This is a genomic window from Pseudomonas sp. ABa2 (assembly GCF_056676075.1).
Genome location: NZ_CM155239.1, coordinates 3,223,316 through 3,238,966, shown reverse-complemented (window position 1 = coordinate 3,238,966; position 15,651 = coordinate 3,223,316). Strand labels below are relative to the sequence as shown.

The following is a 15,651-nucleotide window of genomic DNA, read 5'->3' as shown; positions in this document are numbered from 1 at the left end:
CGCGCTCAGCGGCGGCTGAGCAGCAGGCCGAACAGCAGGCCCACCGCAGCCGCCAGGCCGAGTGCGCGCCAGGGGTGCTTGTGCACGTAGTCCTCGGTGGCGTCCACGGCGATCTTGCCCTGCTCGCGCAGGCCAGCTTCGGCGCGATGCAGGGTCTCGCGGGCGCGGCCGAGGCTGTTGCGGATATCGTCGCGCAGCGCCTCGGCCTGTTCGCCGGCGAGGCTGGCAGTGTGCTGCAGGAGTTTTTCGGTGTCGCTGACCAGGGCCTGGAAATCTTCCAGCAGGGCATCCTGGCTGCTCGGGGTGGCGTTTTTACGGGGCATGGAGCGCGTCCTCTGCGTTGGGCATGTAAGGCTTACGAGTGCGTCGAGGCTCGAGGGTTCCGCAAGGGTAGTCGGTAAATGGCCAAGGGCCAGACTGGTATAGCGCTTGCATTGTGCTGGTGCGCGAAGTCTCGGAGCTGCCCCGTGTTGGGGCTTTTCCGGTCTGGGTCAGGAAGGCCGATCGCAAGCCTAAGTTATTAATTAATAAGAAATTAGTACCAAGGAACCAGAATCGAGCGGCGCCATTTCGGGGCCGTGGCCTGGCGCTTTATGTGGGCATGGCGGTACGGGCGGCTGCATTGTGGTGCGTGCCGGCTTGTCGATGCCTTGCTTTGGTGCTTTTTCCCCAACGCCGGAGTTTTCTTCGCAGATGGAAAACATCAACAGCGCCGTGGAAACCCTGATCCACGGCTCCAATACCCTGTTCATCCTGCTCGGCGCGATCATGGTGCTGGCCATGCACGCCGGTTTCGCCTTCCTCGAAGTGGGCACGGTGCGGCAGAAGAACCAGGTCAACGCGCTGTCGAAGATCCTCTCGGACTTCGCCATCTCGGCCCTGGCCTACTTCTTCATCGGTTACTGGATCGCCTACGGGGTGACCTTCCTCGAACCGGCGGCGGTGCTGACCGAGAACCATGGCTACGGCCTGGTGAAGTTCTTCTTCCTGCTGACCTTCGCCGCGGCCATCCCGGCGATCATCTCCGGCGGCATCGCCGAACGCGCCAAGTTCGGCCCGCAGCTGTGCGCCACGGCGCTGATCGTGGCCTTCGTCTACCCCTTCTTCGAGGGCCTGATCTGGAACGGCAACTACGGCCTGCAGGCCTGGCTCCAGGCGCGCTTCGGCGCCGGCTTCCACGACTTCGCCGGCTCGGTGGTGGTGCACGCCATGGGCGGCTGGCTGGCGTTCGGTGCGGTGCTGCTGCTGGGGCGGCGCAACGGCCGCTATCGCGACGGCAAGCTGGTGGCCATGGCGCCTTCGAACATTCCCTTCCTCGCCCTCGGCTCGTGGATCCTGATCATCGGCTGGTTCGGCTTCAACGTGATGAGCGCGCAGACCCTCGACGGCGTCAGCGGCCTGGTGGCGGTCAACTCGCTGATGGCCATGGTCGGCGGCACGGTCGCCGCGCTGCTGGTCGGGCGCAACGACCCGGGCTTCCTGCATAACGGCCCGCTGGCCGGCCTGGTGGCGATCTGCGCCGGCTCCGACCTGATGCACCCGGTCGGCGCCCTGGTCACCGGCGCCATCGCCGGCGCGCTGTTCGTCTGGGCCTTCACCGCGACCCAGGTGAAATGGAAGATCGACGACGTGCTCGGCGTCTGGCCGCTGCACGGCCTGTGCGGCGTGTGGGGCGGCATCGCCTGCGGCATCTTCGGCCTGGAGGCCTTCGGCGGCCTGGGCGGCGTCAGCCTGGCAAGCCAGCTGATCGGCACCGCGCTCGGCGTGCTGGTGGCGCTGCTTGGCGGCTTCCTGGTCTATGGCGTGCTCAAGGCGCTGCTGGGCATTCGCCTGAGCCAGGAAGAGGAATACAACGGCGCCGACCTGTCGGTGCACAAGATCGGTTCGATCAACCTCGATTGAGCCTCGTGCCGCCGGCAGCCCCTGCCGGCGGCGCGCCTTTTGGCGCTACTGCGCCACTCGCTGCAGATCCAGCACGCGGATGCGCCCCGGCTCGGGGTAGTGCCAGTGCACGTCCAGGTCCCACAGGCGCGCGCCGTAGCGGCGCTCGGGCTCGGGTTGCTGGTAGGCCGGGCGCGGGTCCTGCGCCAGGCATTGTTCGATCAGTTCCACCAGCGGTTCGCCCAGGCGCAGGGCGTGGGCCTGCGCCTGCTGCAGCGCCTCGGCCTGCCAGGCCACCGGGATCAGCTGCGGCGCACCCTCGGCCATGGCGTTGCGCGCCTCGGGCAGGCAGTCGGCGTAGGGCACGTAGGGCTTGATATCCAGCACCGGGGTGCCGTCGAGCAGGTCGATGCCGGACAGGTGCAGGCGGCCCGGCTCGACCCGCTCCAGGCGTACCACCGACTGGCCGATGCCGTTGGGCCGGTGGGTGGCGCGGGTGCTGAACACGCCGACCGCCTGGTTGCCGCCCAGGCGCGGCGGGCGCACCTTCAGCCGCGGCTGCTGCTCCAGCGCCTGGTGGAAGAGAAACAGCAGCCAGACGTGGCTGACCTGCTCCAGCCCCTGCACCGCGTCGCCCTGGTCGAACGGCGGCAGCAGCTCCAGCACGCCGCGCGCGGCCGGCGCCAGCTGCGGCTGGCGGGGGATGGCGAATTTTTCCTTGAAGCAGGAACGGACGAAACCGATCGGGGAAACGCTGTAGGTCATGGCGGCGGCATACGGGTCGGGGGCGGCCATGTTAACCCAGGGGCTCAGCCGAACAGCAGCCACAGGCCCCAGGCGATCAGCAGCAGCCCGCCCAGGCGCGCCAGCCACAGGCCCTGCGGCAGGCACTTCTCCAGCAGCACCCAGGCGCCGAGCGCCGCCACCCACAGCAGGTTCATCACCCCCACCACCAGCAGCAGGCCCATCAGCGCCCAGCAACAGCCCAGGCAGTAGCCGCCATGGGCCAGGCCCATGCGCAGGCCGCCGAGCGCCCCGTCGCGCCAGTTGCCGAGGAAGAACTGCAGCGGCCCGCGGCAGCGCGTCAGGCAGGCCGCCTTGAGCGGCAGCCACTGGTAGAGGCCGGCGCCGAGCAGCAGTAGCGCAGTGAGCTGAGTACTGGCGCTGCGCATCGTGTTGTGCACCAGGCTGAGCTGTTCCAGCCACCACTGCAGCGCGGTGGCGGCAATGGCGAAGACGCTCCACACCAGCAGATAGGCCAGGGCGAACAGCGCCACGGCCAGGTGCCGCCGCGGGGCGGCCAGGCGCCCGCGCAGCAGCGCCTGGTAGAGCAGCAGCGTGGGCAAGGCGCCGGGCAGCATCATGGCGACCATCATCACCGCCCACATGGCGAGCATCAGCAGGGCATCGCCCGGACTCCAGGGCATCGGCATGCCGCTCATCGCCGCATCCGCCATACCGCCCGGCGCGCTCATGGTCAGGGCCATGCGCTGCAGCGCCAGCCAGGCGAGCGCGATCAGCGTCAGCAGGCACAACAGCCACAACGCCTGTTCCGCCGTCAGCGGGCGGCGAGGCACAACCGCGTTCAGGGCTGCACACCCTGGCCGGTGAAGTGCACCCGCGCCAGGTGGCTGTGGCCGCCGCTGGACTCCAGGTGCAGTGCGGCGTGGGTGCTGTGGCTGCCGCTGGCCATCTCCGCCTCGAGGAACTCGAAGCCCTCCGGCAGGACCAGGCGTGCCCGCTGCGGCCTGCCGTCGACTGGGCTGCGGATCGGTTCGCCACTGGCCTGCAGCACGCCGGGGATGTGCAGCGTGGCGAGGCGCGCGTCGACATCGATGCTGAGTTCGATGGGCACGAACAGCGGGTCGAACACCTGGCTCAGGGTGGTGCTGAAGACCTGGAACACATTGGCCCCGGGCTCGCTTTCCTGGCCGGAGAGGATAGTCAGCAGCGCCTGACGCTGCGCGGCGTCGGCGCGCTCGTCGATAAACAGCTGGACGCTGCCGTTACCCTTGTGGATGGGGCCGGGCCAGGCGAAGGTGGCGGCCCAGCACAGGCCGTCCAGGGGCGTGGCCTGGAAATGGCCATGGGCGATGCGCATCGCCACCACCGCCTCGCAGTTGCCGTGGGTGGGCGGGGCGCTGAACTGGCAGGGACAGCCCCAGTTGCAATTGCAGGAAATGAATTCGACGCCTTGCAGGCGCCAGTCGAGGGTGGCCATGAGCGGTCTCCTTCACCTCGAAGGTGAGTCAGATCCCCCATGGCTAATGCTAGTCGAGCATGGCCCGGCGCCAGCAGGCGGTGACCAAAGGCGCTTCGCTAGTCGATCACCCGGCAACCGGCGTCGCGAAAGGGCCCGGCGAAGCGCACCCAGCCTTCGCCGGGGCTCACCTGGGCGCAGGTCAGGTGGCCGTCAGCCTTGCTCTGCCAGAGAAAGAACGGTGCCGGCGCGGCCAGGCAGGCGGCGCTCAGGGCGAGCAGGGCGGTCAGTAGCAGCGTACGCATGGCGATGGTCTCCGCAAGACGAGAGGCAAACCCTAGCATGGTTGTCAGAAGCGTTCCTTCTCGCCCAGGTAGCGCCACTGACCGAGCGGCAGCTTGGCCATGGGCACGCCGCCGATGCGGATGCGCTTCATCGCCAGCACCGTCAGCCCCAGCGCCGCGCACATCTGCCGCAGCTGCTGCGGCTGCGGGTTCTTCAGGGCGAAACGCAGGCGCTGCTCGCTCTGCCAGCTGGCCTTGCACGGCGGGAACTGCACGCCCTTGTGCAGCAGGCCCTTCTTCAGGCGCTCCAGGCCGTTCGGCGCCAGCTCGCCGCTGACCTCCAGCAGGTATTCCTGTTCCAGCTTGTGGCCGTCCTCGCGCAGCTTGCGTTGCGTGCGCCAGTCCTGGCTGAGCACCACCAGGCCGCTGGCGCCGACCTGCAGCGGCAGGCTCTGCTCCTGGCGGAGGAAATGCCCATGCAGCACGCGTTGCGTGTGCGGGTCGTCGCTCCAGTGGTTGACGGCGGCCAGCGACTGCTGGATTCGCGCGTTGTCGGCGTCGGCCGCGCAGTGCAGCAGCAGGGTCACCGGCTCCACCGGATCGAGGCTGGCCTCGGGGTGCAGTTCGACGCGCTGGCCCTCGACCTTGAACTGCGGCGCCTCGACCACCTGGCCGTCGACGCTGACCCAGCCGCCGGTGATGTACAGGTCGGCCTCGCGCCGCGAACAGCCGAACAGTTCGATGACGCGTTTGGACAGGCGGACGGGTTCGCTCATGCGGGGTGGCTCGGCTGGCAAAAGGGCGGCCATTGTAGCGCCCCGCCTGTAGGCATGCGGGGTTATTCGGCAGATGAGTTCGGGTAGTCGTGCGGGCTTTGGTATTCGCGCTTGCGCCCGGTGAACCCCTCGAACAGCGCACGATGGCGCGCCAGGCCGTACTCGTCCTGCCGTATGGGGTACTCGCCGACCCACTGGATTAGGTTGTCGAGCATGGCCTGCTGCTCGGTGGCACTGGCGAACTTCTCCGCCTCCCAGGGGCGCCGTCGGCATTGGGCGATACAGGTATCGACGCCGGGATTGAGGAAGATCAGCTCGTCGCAGTGGGGCAGCGCGGTCTCGATCAGGTCGCCATAGCAGCCTTCGATCACCCAGTGTCGATGTGCCTGGATAAAGCCCATCAGCAATGCCCGGCTTTCGCCAAGCGGTTTGCGCTGAGGCCCCTCGTTCCAGGCGATCTCGTCCAGCGCCAGGCGGGCGACGGCGCGGCCGCCGATCAACTGCCGGGCCAATGTGCTCTTGCCGGCGCCGGCATTGCCCAGCAGCACGATACGCATAGGTGCGTCTCCATTGATTTGGCTCAAGGCAACTCTAAATCGGCCTGGACAGGGCGCGATAGAGCGACTTGTATTGCCGGTGCGAGTTCTTCTCATCAGGCAGGCGGCCGATTCCCCCTCATGGAGAGCCAGGCCAAGGAGCGGTGCATGTCCCTCAAAGTTCAGATGGTCTTCGGCACCCGGCCCGAGGCGATCAAGATGGCGCCGCTGGCGCGGGTACTCAAACACTGGCCGGGGGTCGAGCTGTTCGTCTGCTCCACCGGCCAGCACCGCGAGATGCTGCGCCAGGTGCTCGCCGCCTTCGAGCTGGGGGTGGACGAGGACCTCGACCTGATGACCCAGGGCCAGACCCTCAACGGCCTGGCGCAGCAACTGCTGCTGCGCCTCGATGCCAGCTACGCCCGGGTGCAGCCGGATATCGTCCTGGTCCACGGCGACACCACCACCAGCTTCGTCGCCGCGCTGGCCGCCTTCCACCGGCAGATCGCCATCGGCCACGTCGAGGCCGGCCTGCGCACCGGCAACCTGCGCGCGCCCTGGCCGGAGGAGGCCAACCGCACCCTCACCGGAGTGCTCGCCGACCTGCATTTCGCCCCCACCGACAAGGCCCGCGACAACCTCCTGCGCGAGGGGCGCGCGCCGGCCGATATCGAGGTCACCGGCAATACGGTGATCGACGCCCTGCTGTGGATGCGCGATCACCTGCGCAGCAGCGGCTGGCAGCCGGCGGCCGATTCGCCGTTGGCGGCGCTGGCGGCGGAGCAGCGCCTGGTGCTGATCACCGGGCACCGGCGGGAGAACTTCGGCCAGGGTTTCGAGCAGATCTGCCAGGCCCTGGCCGAGCTGGCCGGGCGCTACCCCGAGGTGCAGTTCGTCTACCCGGTACACCTCAACCCGCAGGTGCAGGGGCCGGTGCGCGGGCTGCTCGGCGGTCTGGCCAACGTCCATCTGGTGGCGCCGCAGGACTACCCACACTTCGTCTGGCTGATGGACCGCGCCTACCTGATCCTCACCGACTCCGGCGGCGTGCAGGAAGAGGCGCCGGCGCTGGGCAAGCCGCTGCTGGTGCTGCGCGAGGTCACCGAACGGCCCTCGGTGCTGGAGGGCGGCACGGTGCGGCTGGTGGGCACCGACCCGGCGCGCATCGTCGCGCAGACCGCGCGCCTGCTCGACGATGCCGAGGCCTACCGGGCGATGAACCGGGTGTTCAGCCCCTATGGCGACGGCCACGCCAGCGAGAAGATCGCCCAGCGCCTGCTGCGCTGGGCCGCAACAGCCAAAACCGAGTGACGCGCGATGAGTCTGGATCTGGTCGACCTGCTGGCCTATGTGCTGTATGCCCTGAAATACCTGGCCATCCTGCTCGCCGCGCTGATGTTCCTGCTCGGCCTGGATGACCTGTTCATCGACCTGGTGTACTGGGGGCGTGCGCTGATCCGCCGCTTTCGCGTCTACGCCGAGCACGAGCGCGCCGACGAGAAGCTGCTCTATGGCACGCCGGAAAAGCCCCTGGCGATCATGGTGCCGGCCTGGCAGGAGGTCGGCGTGGTCGGCGAGATGGCGCGCCTGGCGGCCTCCACCCTGGACTACGAGAACTACCAGATCTTCGTCGGCACCTACCCCAACGACCCCGACACCCAGGCCGACGTCGACGCCGTGTGCCTGCATTACCCCAACGTGCACAAGGTGGTCTGCGCCCGCCCCGGGCCGACCAGCAAGGCCGACTGCCTGAACAACGTGATCGATGCCATCCTGCGCTTCGAGGCCGAGGCGCGGGTGGAGTTCGCCGGCTTCATCCTGCACGACGCCGAGGACGTGATCTCGCCGCTGGAGCTGCGCCTGTTCAACTACCTGTTGCCGAACAAGGACCTGATCCAGGTGCCGGTCTACCCCTATGCCCCGGAGTGGAGCGGCTTCACCGCCGGGCATTACGTCGACGAGTTCGCCGAGAACCACGGCAAGGACGTGGTGGTGCGCGAGGCGCTCACCGGCCAGGTGCCCAGCGCCGGCGTCGGCACCTGCTTCAGCCGCCGCGCCATCGCCGCGCTGCTGGAAGACGGCGACGGCATCGCCTTCGACGTGCAGAGCCTGACCGAGGACTACGACATCGGCTTCCGCCTCAAGGCCAAGGGCATGAAGTGTATCTTCGCCCGCTTCCCGGTCAGCGATCCGAAACTGGCCCTGGCGCAGGAGTCCGGGCTGGGCATGAGCCAGCGCTTCGCCCAGGTGATCTGCGTGCGCGAGCACTTTCCGCGGACCTGGGCGCACGCCATCCGGCAAAAATCGCGCTGGATCACCGGCATCGTCTTCCAGGGCACGCGCAACCTGGGCTGGAGCCCACGGGCGGCGCTCAATTACTTCCTCTGGCGCGACCGCCGCGGGCTGTTCGCCTACCTGCTGAGCTTTCTGGTCAACCTGCTGTTCTTGGTGCTGCTCGCCATGTGGCTGATCGGCCTGTTCAACCCCGAGGCCTGGCATTTTCCCTCGATCCTTTCCGGCAGCCCGCTGCTCAGCACGCTGCTCTGGCTCAACGGCCTGCTGCTGCTCAACCGCCTGTTCCAGCGCGGCTACTTCGTCACCCGCTTCTACGGCATCGGCCAGGGCTTGCTGTCGGTGCCGCGGATGATGTGGAGCAACTTCGTCAACTTCTTCGCCAATGTCCGCGCGCTCAAGCAGGTGTTGGAGATGGGCGACTCGCGCCGGGTGGCCTGGGACAAGACCACCCACGAATTCCCCTCGCTCGGGCAGAGCCCGCAGACGCCGCTGGGCCGGCGCCTGGTCGAACAGGGCCTGATCGGCGAGGCGCAGCTGACCGCGGCGCTGACCAACCCGGTGCGGCGTCGTCTCGGCCGCCAGCTGTTGCTCGACGGCCTGCTCGACAGCCGCCAGCTGGTGCAGGCCCTGGCAGCGCAGCTGGACGAGCCCTGGGCGCCGCTCAACCCCTTCCGCCTCGACCAGCGCCTGATCCGCGCCTTTCCCCGGCGCCTGGCGCTGCGCTATGCGGTGTTGCCGGTGGCGGAGGAGGGCGAGACCCTGGTGCTGGCCAGCGAACGCCTGCTCAGCCAGGTCTCGGTCGGCGCCATCAGTCGCCAGCTCGGTCGTCCGGTGCGCTGGCAGCTGGCGCCGCAGGGGCGGGTGACCCTGGGCCTGCGCCACTGGTATGGCGGCCGCCACAGCAGCGAGGAGAGCCGCGCCATGCTTGCCGCACTGCAGCGCCATGCCGACGACGAGGCCCTGCTGGAGCAGGTGTGCAAGCACCAGGTGCTGTTCGGCGACCTGCTGCAGGTGCGCGGCCTGCTGCCGCCGTCGCTGTTCAACCAGGCGCTGATCGACTTCGACCCGGAGCGGCACTCCCTCGGCCAGCACCTGCTGCAGCGCGGGGTGATCGGCGAGGAGGTGCTGCGGCAGGCGCTGCGCGAACAGGCCGAGGAACAGCACGAGTCCTATCGGCTGGTGGAGGCGCTGGTATGAAGCGCCTGCTCGGTGTGTCCCTGCTCGCCGGTCTGGTCGCCACTGCGGCGATGGCCGCCGAGCCCTTGACCGGCTTCCAGCAGTTTCGCAGCTACCCCTTCCTCGACCGCGCCTACCGCGAGGCCGGCCGCGGCAACTGGGCGGAGGTGGAGCGGCTGATGCGCCATCTGCTCGAGCGCGTGCCGCGCAACGACGAGGCGCGCAGCCTGCTGGTCGAGGCGCTGGCCAAGCAGCGCCGCTACCGCGAGGCCGAGGCGCTGGCCACGCAGCTGAGCGACGGTCACGATGCCCTGCTGGAGCTGCGCCTGACCTGGATCGAGCAGGACCCGCCGGGCACCTCGCTGGTCGAAGCCTGGCTGGCGCAGAGCGAGGGCGACGACCATGTGCGCCTGTGGCAGGCCTACAGCCTCAGCCTGGCCAGGTTCGGCGGCGCCAAGCGTGCACTGGACTGGCTCAACGAGATTCCGCCCAAGGGCGACGACCAGGTGCTGCGCATGGCCCGCGCCAACTGGGCCGAGCGCCTGCGCGACTGGTCCGCCACCGAGCAGCAGCTGGCCGCGCTGGAGGCCGATGGCCGGCTGAGCGAGGACGACTGGCGGCGACTGGCCAATGCCCGCGTGCAACTGCTCGACGAGGCCGGCCTGCAGCGCCTGCTAACGCGGCCGCCGTCGCCGGCGGCGGAGCGGCAGCTACGCCTGGCCATGCTCGATCGCGCCGTCGCCCTGGGGCAGCTGGAGATGGCCAAACGCTGGCTGGCCAGCCTGCCGCCGGCCGACCGCGACAGCGCCGAGCAGCGCGGCCGTCTGTGGGAGCTGGCGCGCCAGGGCGGCGATACGCCGCTGGTGCGCGAACTGGGCGAGCAGCTCGGGCGGCCCTGCCTGGAGACCGCCGAATGGCTGTCGCGTCATGACCCGGGCGCGGCCCTCGAGCAATTGCGCGACTGCCGCGCCGAGGACGATCCGCAGACCTGGCTGGTGCTGGCCCAGCGCCTGCAGGCCGAGGATCTGCTGCAGCGCCAGCGCCTGGCCGAGCCCTGGGACTCGGCGCGTCGCGACAGCCTGCTGGCGCTGTGGCGCGAACAGGGCCGCGGCGACCTGGCCCTGGCCTGGCTGGCGCGTCAGCCGCAGACCCCGGCGGTGCAGCGCCAGCGTGCCGAACTGCTGCAGGCCGCCGGCCAGCGCGAGCAGGCCGAGCGCCTGTGGTTCGACTACTACCGCAGCAGCGGCGACCTGCAGGCGCTGGATCAGGCCAGCTACCTGGCAGTGCAGGCGGGGCGCCACGATGTGGCGCGGCAGTGGCTGGAGCAGGCCTTCGACAGCCGCGGCGGGCGTCTGCCGGCGCCGCTGTTGCAGCGCCTGGCCGGGCTCTATGCCGAGGCCGATGCGCCTCTGGATATGGCGCGCGCCCGGGCGCTGCTGGCGCATCTGGACGGCGACAGCCGTGCCGCGCTGCTCGGCCGCCTGGCCGAAAGCGGCCACTGCGCCTGGGTGCGGGGCGAGATCGCCGATACCACGCGCAACCCTGCCGAGCTGCGCGTGCTCGGCCGCTGCGCCTCGCCGGCGCGTCCCGGCGAGGCGGTGGTCTATTACCAGGCGGCGCTGGCTCAGGGCGATCAGGCCAGTCGCCTGCCGCTGGCCTATGCCCTGGAGGCCGCCGGCGATGCGCCGGCGGCCTGGCGCATCTGGCGCGAGCTGGCGCCGGCGCAACTGGACAACATCGGCCGGCTGACCGCCGCGCGCAGCGCCCTGGGCGCCGGCGAGGCGCAGGCCGCCGAGCGCTACTGGCAGGCGGCGCAGTCGACCAGTGCCGACGACTGGGCCCTGGGGGCAGCCATCGCCCAGGCCGGCGGTGACCTGCCGCTGGCCCTGCAGCGCCAGCGCCTGGCACTGGACCAGCGGCCGCAGGCCGGTCACTACTATGGCGCCGCGGCCACCGCCCAGCTGGCCGGCGACACGCAGCAGAGCACGGCCTGGCTGGCCGAGGCGGCGCGGCTGGAGCCGGCCAACCCGCGTTACAACGCCGACTACGCCATGCGTCTGGCCGCCGCCGAGAGCGCCGAGGAGCGGCGCCGCGCCATTGCCCCGCTGCAGCGTGCGACGCGCGACTATCCCGAGGACTACCGCCTCGGCGAGACCCTGGCCTGGCGTTACGCCGAGGCCGAGGACAGTGTGGCGGCGCGCCTCGAGCTGCGCCGGGTGATCGACCTGGAACAGCACCCGGTGGCCGGCGACGACCAGTACGGCAGCCTGGAGGCGCGGCGCTACCGTCAGCGCCGCGCCCACGAGAGCCTGTCGCGGCGCGACAGCTTCACCCTGGCCAGCGTCTGGTCGCCGGCCGGGGTGGCCACCAACGACATCCTGCGCGACGACGGCAGCCGCGCCGGAGAGAGCCGGCGGGCGGCGTCCAGCAACGTGCAGATGGCCGTCTGGGACCACGCCCTGGGCGCCGAGCCGAGCCGCGCCGGACGCAGCCTGTCGGTCTACGGCCGGGCGCTGCTGGGCGGCGACGGGCGCCACCGCTACGGCCGTTCCCTGGGCACCGGTCTGGGCCTGCGCTATCGGCCGCTCGGCACGCACAACCTCAATCTGTACAGCGAGCTCTATGCGCAGAGCGAACTGGACGACGCCGACTTCGACGGTTTCAGTCTCGGCCAGTGGCTCAATCCGGCCGCGGTGTCCGAGGCGCTCAACGATCACGTGCGCAAGGGCCAGGTCAGCACCGACCTGCTGCTGCGCGCCACCGCCTCCTTCTTCGATCAGGGCGACTGGCGCAACGACTGGCGGGTCGACGAAACGCAGTGGAACGAGCGCTCCCTCTATCTCGACGCCGCCTGGTGGACCCGCGCCGGCGATCATGCCTGGCTGTCGCGCTACCAGCAGGGGCGCACCTACAAGCTGGCCGCGGCCGGCGCGCAGACCCTGATGCCCTACGGTTTCGTCGAGTTCAGCGTGCAGGACCCGCGCAGCCACTGGCGGCAGGACTGGCGCAGCGGCCTCGGCCTGCGCTGGCAGCTGTGGTACGGCGACAGCCGGTACAACGCCTATCCGGCCAACCTCAAGGTCAATGCCGAGTACCAGTGGGGGCTGGGCGGCAACCTGTACGAACGGGCCAGCGGCGTGCTGCTGCGAGTGGAGGTGGATTTCTGATGCGTAGCCTTGTTCTGGCCTTCTGTCTGCTGCTCGTCGCCCAGCTGCACGCCGAGGAGCGCCTGTTCTTTCAGCCGCTGAATGCCGACAGCCGCCTGCAGGAGCAGGCCTGGCGGGATATCTGGCGCGCCAGTGCCGACGCCGGGGTGAAGACCCTGCTGGTGCAGTGGACGGCCTATGGCGAGGCGGATTTCGGCGGCGCCGACGGCTGGCTGGCCAACAGCCTGCGCGCCGCGCAGGAACAGGGCCTGCAGCTGGTGCTGGGGCTGTACATGGACCCGGCCTATTACCAGCGCCAGCGCGAGCTGGACGGCCCGGGCCTGCAGGTCTACTGGCAGTACCAGCTGGGCCTGTCGCTGGCGCACCAGCGGCTGCTGCGCGAGCAGTGGCAGTTGCCGGTGGCCGGCTGGTACCTGCCGCTGGAGTTGGACGACGTGCAGTTCCTGGCCGGCGAGCGGCGCCGGGTGCTGCGCCGCCAACTGCAGGATTTCGCCGCCCAGCTCGACGCGCCGCTGCACCTGAGCGCGTTCAGCGCCGCGCGCCTGAGTCCGAACGCCTATGCGGCCTGGCTCGGCGACTTGCAGGCGCTGGGCATCTCGGTCTGGTGGCAGGACGGCGAGGGCACCGCCAGCCTGGCGACGCCGGTGCGCCGCGCCTATGGCCAGGCACTGCCCTGCAGCATCGGCATCGTCCGCGAAGTCTTTCGCCAGACCAGCGCAGACGGCCAGCCGTTTCGCGCCGAGCCGGCCGAACCGCAGCGGCATTACTCCGGCTGTCATGCCGATGCCGTGTTCTCGCTGCGTTATCGCCCCTGGGGCGCGCCGCTCAGGGACAGTGCGCACTAGCGCTGCATCAGCCGGGTGGCCAGCGCCCCTGACGGCGCAGGCGGCGCAACACCCAGCGCCGGTAGGTCCACGACAGCAGCGGGCGCAGGCCGGGCAGGGCCAGCAGCCAGGCCAGCGGGCGCAGGCGCGCAGTGCGTTGCAGCAGCAGGATGTAGGCGTCCAGCTCGCGGTGGATGCGGCCCTGTTCGTCCGCCACGTGCAGTTCGCTCAGTGCCGCTTGCGGGTCGATGCCGGCGGCGCGCAACTCCTCGTCGCGGCCACTGATATCCAGCCACTGCACGCTGTCGGCGGGCTGGTCGCTGAGGCGTTCGTAGCGGCGGCGGTCGGCGACACAGCGCGGACAGGCACCGTCGTAATAGACCTTGATCGGCATGGTGGCGAAGCGGTGAGGAACCTGCCGTTGAGTATAGGCCTGCAGAAATGACAAGCCCCGCTCGGGGCGGGGCTTGGCGGTGCGGTGCAGGCTTAGATCAGTTCGCCCCACATGTCGTACTCATCGGCATCGACGATGCGCACGCGCACCTTGTCGCCCGGCTTGACCGCGGTGGAGTCGATAAACACGCTGCCGTCGATCTCCGGGGCGTCGGCCCAGGAACGGGCCACGGCGCCTTCGCCGTCCACTTCGTCGACCAGCACGTCCATCTCCAGGCCGATCTTGGCCTGCAGGCGCGCGCTGCTGATCGCCTGCTGGTGGGCCATGAAACGCTCCCAACGCTGCTGCTTGATCTCGTCCGGCACAGGTTCGAGATCCATGTCGTTGGCCGGGGCGCCGTCGACCGGGCTGTACTGGAAGCAGCCGACGCGATCGAGCTGGGCTTCGCTGAGCCAGTCCAGCAGGTACTGGAAGTCTTCCTCGGTCTCGCCGGGGAAGCCGACGATAAAGGTGGAGCGGATGGTCAGCTCGGGGCAGATCTCGCGCCATTTCTTGATCCGCGCCAGGGTCTTGTCCTCGAAGGCCGGGCGCTTCATGGCCTTGAGCACTTTCGGGCTGGCATGCTGGAAGGGGATGTCCAGGTAGGGCAGCAGCTTGCCGGCGGCCATCAGCGGGATCACGTCGTCGACGTTGGGGTAGGGGTAGACGTAGTGCAGGCGCACCCACACGCCCATCGCCGACAGCGCCTCGCACAGTTCGAGCATGCGCGTCTTCACCGGCTGGCCGTTCCAGAAGTCCAGCTTGTACTTGAGGTCGACGCCGTAGGCGCTGGTGTCCTGGCTGATCACCAGCAGTTCCTTGACGCCGGCCTTGACCAGGCGCTCGGCCTCGGAGAGCACGTCGCCGACCGGGCGGCTGACCAGCTTGCCGCGCATCGAGGGGATGATGCAGAAGCTGCAGCTGTGGTTGCAGCCCTCGGAAATCTTCAGGTAGGCGTAGTGGCGCGGGGTGAGCTTGATGCCCTGCGGCGGTACCAGGTCGATCAGCGGGTTGTGCTCGGTTTTCGGCGGGACCACCTCGTGCACGGCGTTGACCACCTGCTCGTACTGCTGCGGGCCGGTGACGGCCAGCACGCTGGGGTGCACGTCGCGGATGCTGTCTTCGGCCACGCCCATGCAGCCGGTGACGATCACCTTGCCGTTCTCGGCGATGGCCTCGCCGATGGCATCCAGCGATTCGGCCTTGGCGCTGTCGATAAAGCCGCAGGTGTTGACCACTACCACGTCGGCATCCTGGTAGGTCGGCACGATCTCGTAACCTTCCATGCGCAGCTGGGTCAGGATGCGTTCGCTATCGACCGTGGCCTTGGGGCATCCCAGAGAAACGAAGCCGACTTTCGGTGTGGCGGTGGACATGCGGGCTAACCTCGATGGGCGCCCCGGGGGCGCCGCTGATCAAAAAGTGCGCAATTCTAGCGGCGGATCGGGCACTTGACCAGAGGCGCCTGGTCTTCAGTTGCGTTTGGGCAGCATGCGGACCAGGGTGTTGTCGCCGCCTATATAGTGGTGCAGCAGTCCGGCCGCGGCGTGCAGGCCGATCAGCCAGTAGCCGGCAGTGCCGGCCAGCTCATGCAGTTCCTTGAATTGTCCGACCAGCTCCTTGTTCGGGCCGATCAATGCCGGCAGCTCGAGGCCGAAGAAGGGGACGGGCTTGCCGGCGGCACTAAGGATCAGCCAGCCGACCAGCGGCGTGCCGATCATCAGGGCGTACAGGGCGACATGCATCAGTTTCGCGGGTACGGCTTGCCAGGCGCTTAGCGCCGGCTCGATCTTCGGCGCCGGGGCGATCACGCGAGCCAGCAGGCGCAGCCAGACCAGGGCCAATACGCTCAGGCCGAGCATGAAATGCCATTGCTTGAGCAGCTCGCGGGCGTCGCTGCCCTTGGGGAAATTGCCTTTGAGTTCGATGCAGGCGTAGACGGCGGCGATCAGGATCAGCATCAGCCAGTGCAGGCCGATGGACAGGCTGCCATAGCGGGACGGGGTGTTCTTCCAGTTCATCAGGGCGTTCCTCTGTCGATAACCTGCGTCTTCTGCAGGTACGGTAAGGGTATGCCCG

15 protein-coding genes are annotated in these 15,651 nt (G+C 69.2%); 5 read left to right on the top strand and 10 right to left on the bottom strand.

What is annotated here, in order from left to right; all coding sequences use genetic code 11:
* Positions 1-5: 5 nt before the first annotated feature.
* On the bottom strand, positions 6-323 hold the full coding sequence (locus AC1G9C_RS15665; protein ID WP_021442523.1) for an ElaB/YgaM/YqjD family protein: 318 nt from the start codon (positions 321-323) through the stop codon (positions 6-8).
* Positions 324-693: 370 nt separating this feature from the next.
* On the opposite strand from AC1G9C_RS15665, the gene AC1G9C_RS15660 reads away from it, so the two are divergent.
* Entirely contained in the window at positions 694-1,902 is a 1,209-nt protein-coding gene (locus AC1G9C_RS15660) for an ammonium transporter (RefSeq protein WP_122107325.1), read from the top strand.
* A 45-nt stretch (positions 1,903-1,947) separates the two neighbouring features.
* On the opposite strand, the gene tsaA is transcribed toward AC1G9C_RS15660, so the two are convergent.
* The 6 genes from tsaA to AC1G9C_RS15630 all read right to left on the bottom strand — a co-directional run bounded on the left by tsaA (position 1,948) and on the right by AC1G9C_RS15630 (position 5,698).
* Positions 1,948-2,646, bottom strand: coding sequence for a tRNA (N6-threonylcarbamoyladenosine(37)-N6)-methyltransferase TrmO (gene tsaA, locus AC1G9C_RS15655; protein WP_397497109.1), 699 nt, complete (start codon positions 2,644-2,646; stop codon positions 1,948-1,950).
* 44 nt (positions 2,647-2,690) lie between these two features.
* Positions 2,691-3,458, bottom strand: a complete 768-nt coding sequence (locus tag AC1G9C_RS15650) for a DUF2182 domain-containing protein (protein ID WP_480408096.1) — start codon at positions 3,456-3,458, stop codon at positions 2,691-2,693.
* 8 nt (positions 3,459-3,466) lie between these two features.
* Positions 3,467-4,102, bottom strand: coding sequence for a DUF1326 domain-containing protein (locus tag AC1G9C_RS15645; protein WP_397497054.1), 636 nt, complete (start codon positions 4,100-4,102; stop codon positions 3,467-3,469).
* A gap of 98 nt (positions 4,103-4,200) precedes the next feature.
* Positions 4,201-4,386, bottom strand: a complete 186-nt coding sequence (locus AC1G9C_RS15640) for a hypothetical protein (RefSeq protein WP_021442518.1) — start codon at positions 4,384-4,386, stop codon at positions 4,201-4,203.
* Between the two features lie 44 nt (positions 4,387-4,430).
* Entirely contained in the window at positions 4,431-5,141 is a 711-nt protein-coding gene (locus tag AC1G9C_RS15635; RefSeq protein WP_397497053.1) for an rRNA pseudouridine synthase, read from the bottom strand.
* A gap of 62 nt (positions 5,142-5,203) precedes the next feature.
* Positions 5,204-5,698 (bottom strand): P-loop NTPase family protein, encoded by a 495-nt coding sequence (locus AC1G9C_RS15630; protein WP_480408095.1) that lies wholly within the window; start codon positions 5,696-5,698, stop codon positions 5,204-5,206.
* Positions 5,699-5,845: 147 nt separating this feature from the next.
* Here AC1G9C_RS15630 and wecB point away from each other — a divergent pair, with 147 nt between their 5' ends.
* Genes wecB through AC1G9C_RS15610 form a run of 4 tightly spaced genes read left to right on the top strand, consistent with a single transcriptional unit; the run spans position 5,846 to position 13,160 of the window.
* On the top strand, positions 5,846-6,988 hold the full coding sequence (gene wecB / locus AC1G9C_RS15625; protein WP_480408094.1) for a non-hydrolyzing UDP-N-acetylglucosamine 2-epimerase: 1,143 nt from the start codon (positions 5,846-5,848) through the stop codon (positions 6,986-6,988).
* Between the two features lie 6 nt (positions 6,989-6,994).
* Positions 6,995-9,169 carry a cyclic di-3',5'-guanylate-activated glycosyltransferase NfrB gene (gene nfrB / locus AC1G9C_RS15620; RefSeq protein WP_480408093.1) on the top strand — a complete coding sequence of 725 codons (2,175 nt, stop codon included), beginning with the start codon at positions 6,995-6,997 and terminating at the stop codon, positions 9,167-9,169.
* Positions 9,166-12,315: an NfrA family protein gene (locus tag AC1G9C_RS15615; RefSeq protein ID WP_480408092.1), complete on the top strand. Its 3,150-nt coding sequence runs from the start codon at positions 9,166-9,168 to the stop codon at positions 12,313-12,315. Before nfrB ends, AC1G9C_RS15615 begins: the two co-directional genes overlap by 4 nt.
* A complete protein-coding gene (locus AC1G9C_RS15610; protein WP_480408091.1) occupies positions 12,315-13,160 on the top strand; it encodes a DUF4434 family protein in 846 nt (281 codons plus the stop codon). The genes AC1G9C_RS15615 and AC1G9C_RS15610 overlap by 1 nt, the downstream gene beginning before the upstream one ends.
* A 7-nt stretch (positions 13,161-13,167) precedes the next feature.
* Here the strand turns inward: AC1G9C_RS15610 and AC1G9C_RS15605 are convergent, their stop codons facing one another.
* From AC1G9C_RS15605 to AC1G9C_RS15595, 3 genes are all read right to left on the bottom strand, one after another.
* Positions 13,168-13,587 (bottom strand): thiol-disulfide oxidoreductase DCC family protein, encoded by a 420-nt coding sequence (locus AC1G9C_RS15605; RefSeq protein ID WP_305955977.1) that lies wholly within the window; start codon positions 13,585-13,587, stop codon positions 13,168-13,170.
* Between the two features lie 38 nt (positions 13,588-13,625).
* Entirely contained in the window at positions 13,626-14,948 is a 1,323-nt protein-coding gene (gene rimO / locus AC1G9C_RS15600; RefSeq protein ID WP_480408090.1) for a 30S ribosomal protein S12 methylthiotransferase RimO, read from the bottom strand.
* A 96-nt stretch (positions 14,949-15,044) separates the two neighbouring features.
* Positions 15,045-15,593 (bottom strand): cytochrome b, encoded by a 549-nt coding sequence (locus AC1G9C_RS15595; RefSeq protein ID WP_480408089.1) that lies wholly within the window; start codon positions 15,591-15,593, stop codon positions 15,045-15,047.
* Between the last annotated feature and the right edge of the window lie 58 nt (positions 15,594-15,651).

Coding starts and splice junctions, on each gene's coding strand:
- AC1G9C_RS15665 (WP_021442523.1), bottom strand. CDS start 323: ATGCCCCGTAAAAACGCCACCCCGAGCAGCCAGGATGCCCTGCTGGAA.
- AC1G9C_RS15660 (WP_122107325.1), top strand. CDS start 694: ATGGAAAACATCAACAGCGCCGTGGAAACCCTGATCCACGGCTCCAAT.
- tsaA (WP_397497109.1), bottom strand. CDS start 2,646: ATGACCTACAGCGTTTCCCCGATCGGTTTCGTCCGTTCCTGCTTCAAG.
- AC1G9C_RS15645 (WP_397497054.1), bottom strand. CDS start 4,102: ATGGCCACCCTCGACTGGCGCCTGCAAGGCGTCGAATTCATTTCCTGC.
- AC1G9C_RS15640 (WP_021442518.1), bottom strand. CDS start 4,386: ATGCGTACGCTGCTACTGACCGCCCTGCTCGCCCTGAGCGCCGCCTGC.
- AC1G9C_RS15635 (WP_397497053.1), bottom strand. CDS start 5,141: ATGAGCGAACCCGTCCGCCTGTCCAAACGCGTCATCGAACTGTTCGGC.
- AC1G9C_RS15630 (WP_480408095.1), bottom strand. CDS start 5,698: ATGCGTATCGTGCTGCTGGGCAATGCCGGCGCCGGCAAGAGCACATTG.
- wecB (WP_480408094.1), top strand. CDS start 5,846: ATGTCCCTCAAAGTTCAGATGGTCTTCGGCACCCGGCCCGAGGCGATC.
- nfrB (WP_480408093.1), top strand. CDS start 6,995: ATGAGTCTGGATCTGGTCGACCTGCTGGCCTATGTGCTGTATGCCCTG.
- AC1G9C_RS15615 (WP_480408092.1), top strand. CDS start 9,166: ATGAAGCGCCTGCTCGGTGTGTCCCTGCTCGCCGGTCTGGTCGCCACT.
- AC1G9C_RS15610 (WP_480408091.1), top strand. CDS start 12,315: ATGCGTAGCCTTGTTCTGGCCTTCTGTCTGCTGCTCGTCGCCCAGCTG.
- rimO (WP_480408090.1), bottom strand. CDS start 14,948: ATGTCCACCGCCACACCGAAAGTCGGCTTCGTTTCTCTGGGATGCCCC.
- AC1G9C_RS15595 (WP_480408089.1), bottom strand. CDS start 15,593: ATGAACTGGAAGAACACCCCGTCCCGCTATGGCAGCCTGTCCATCGGC.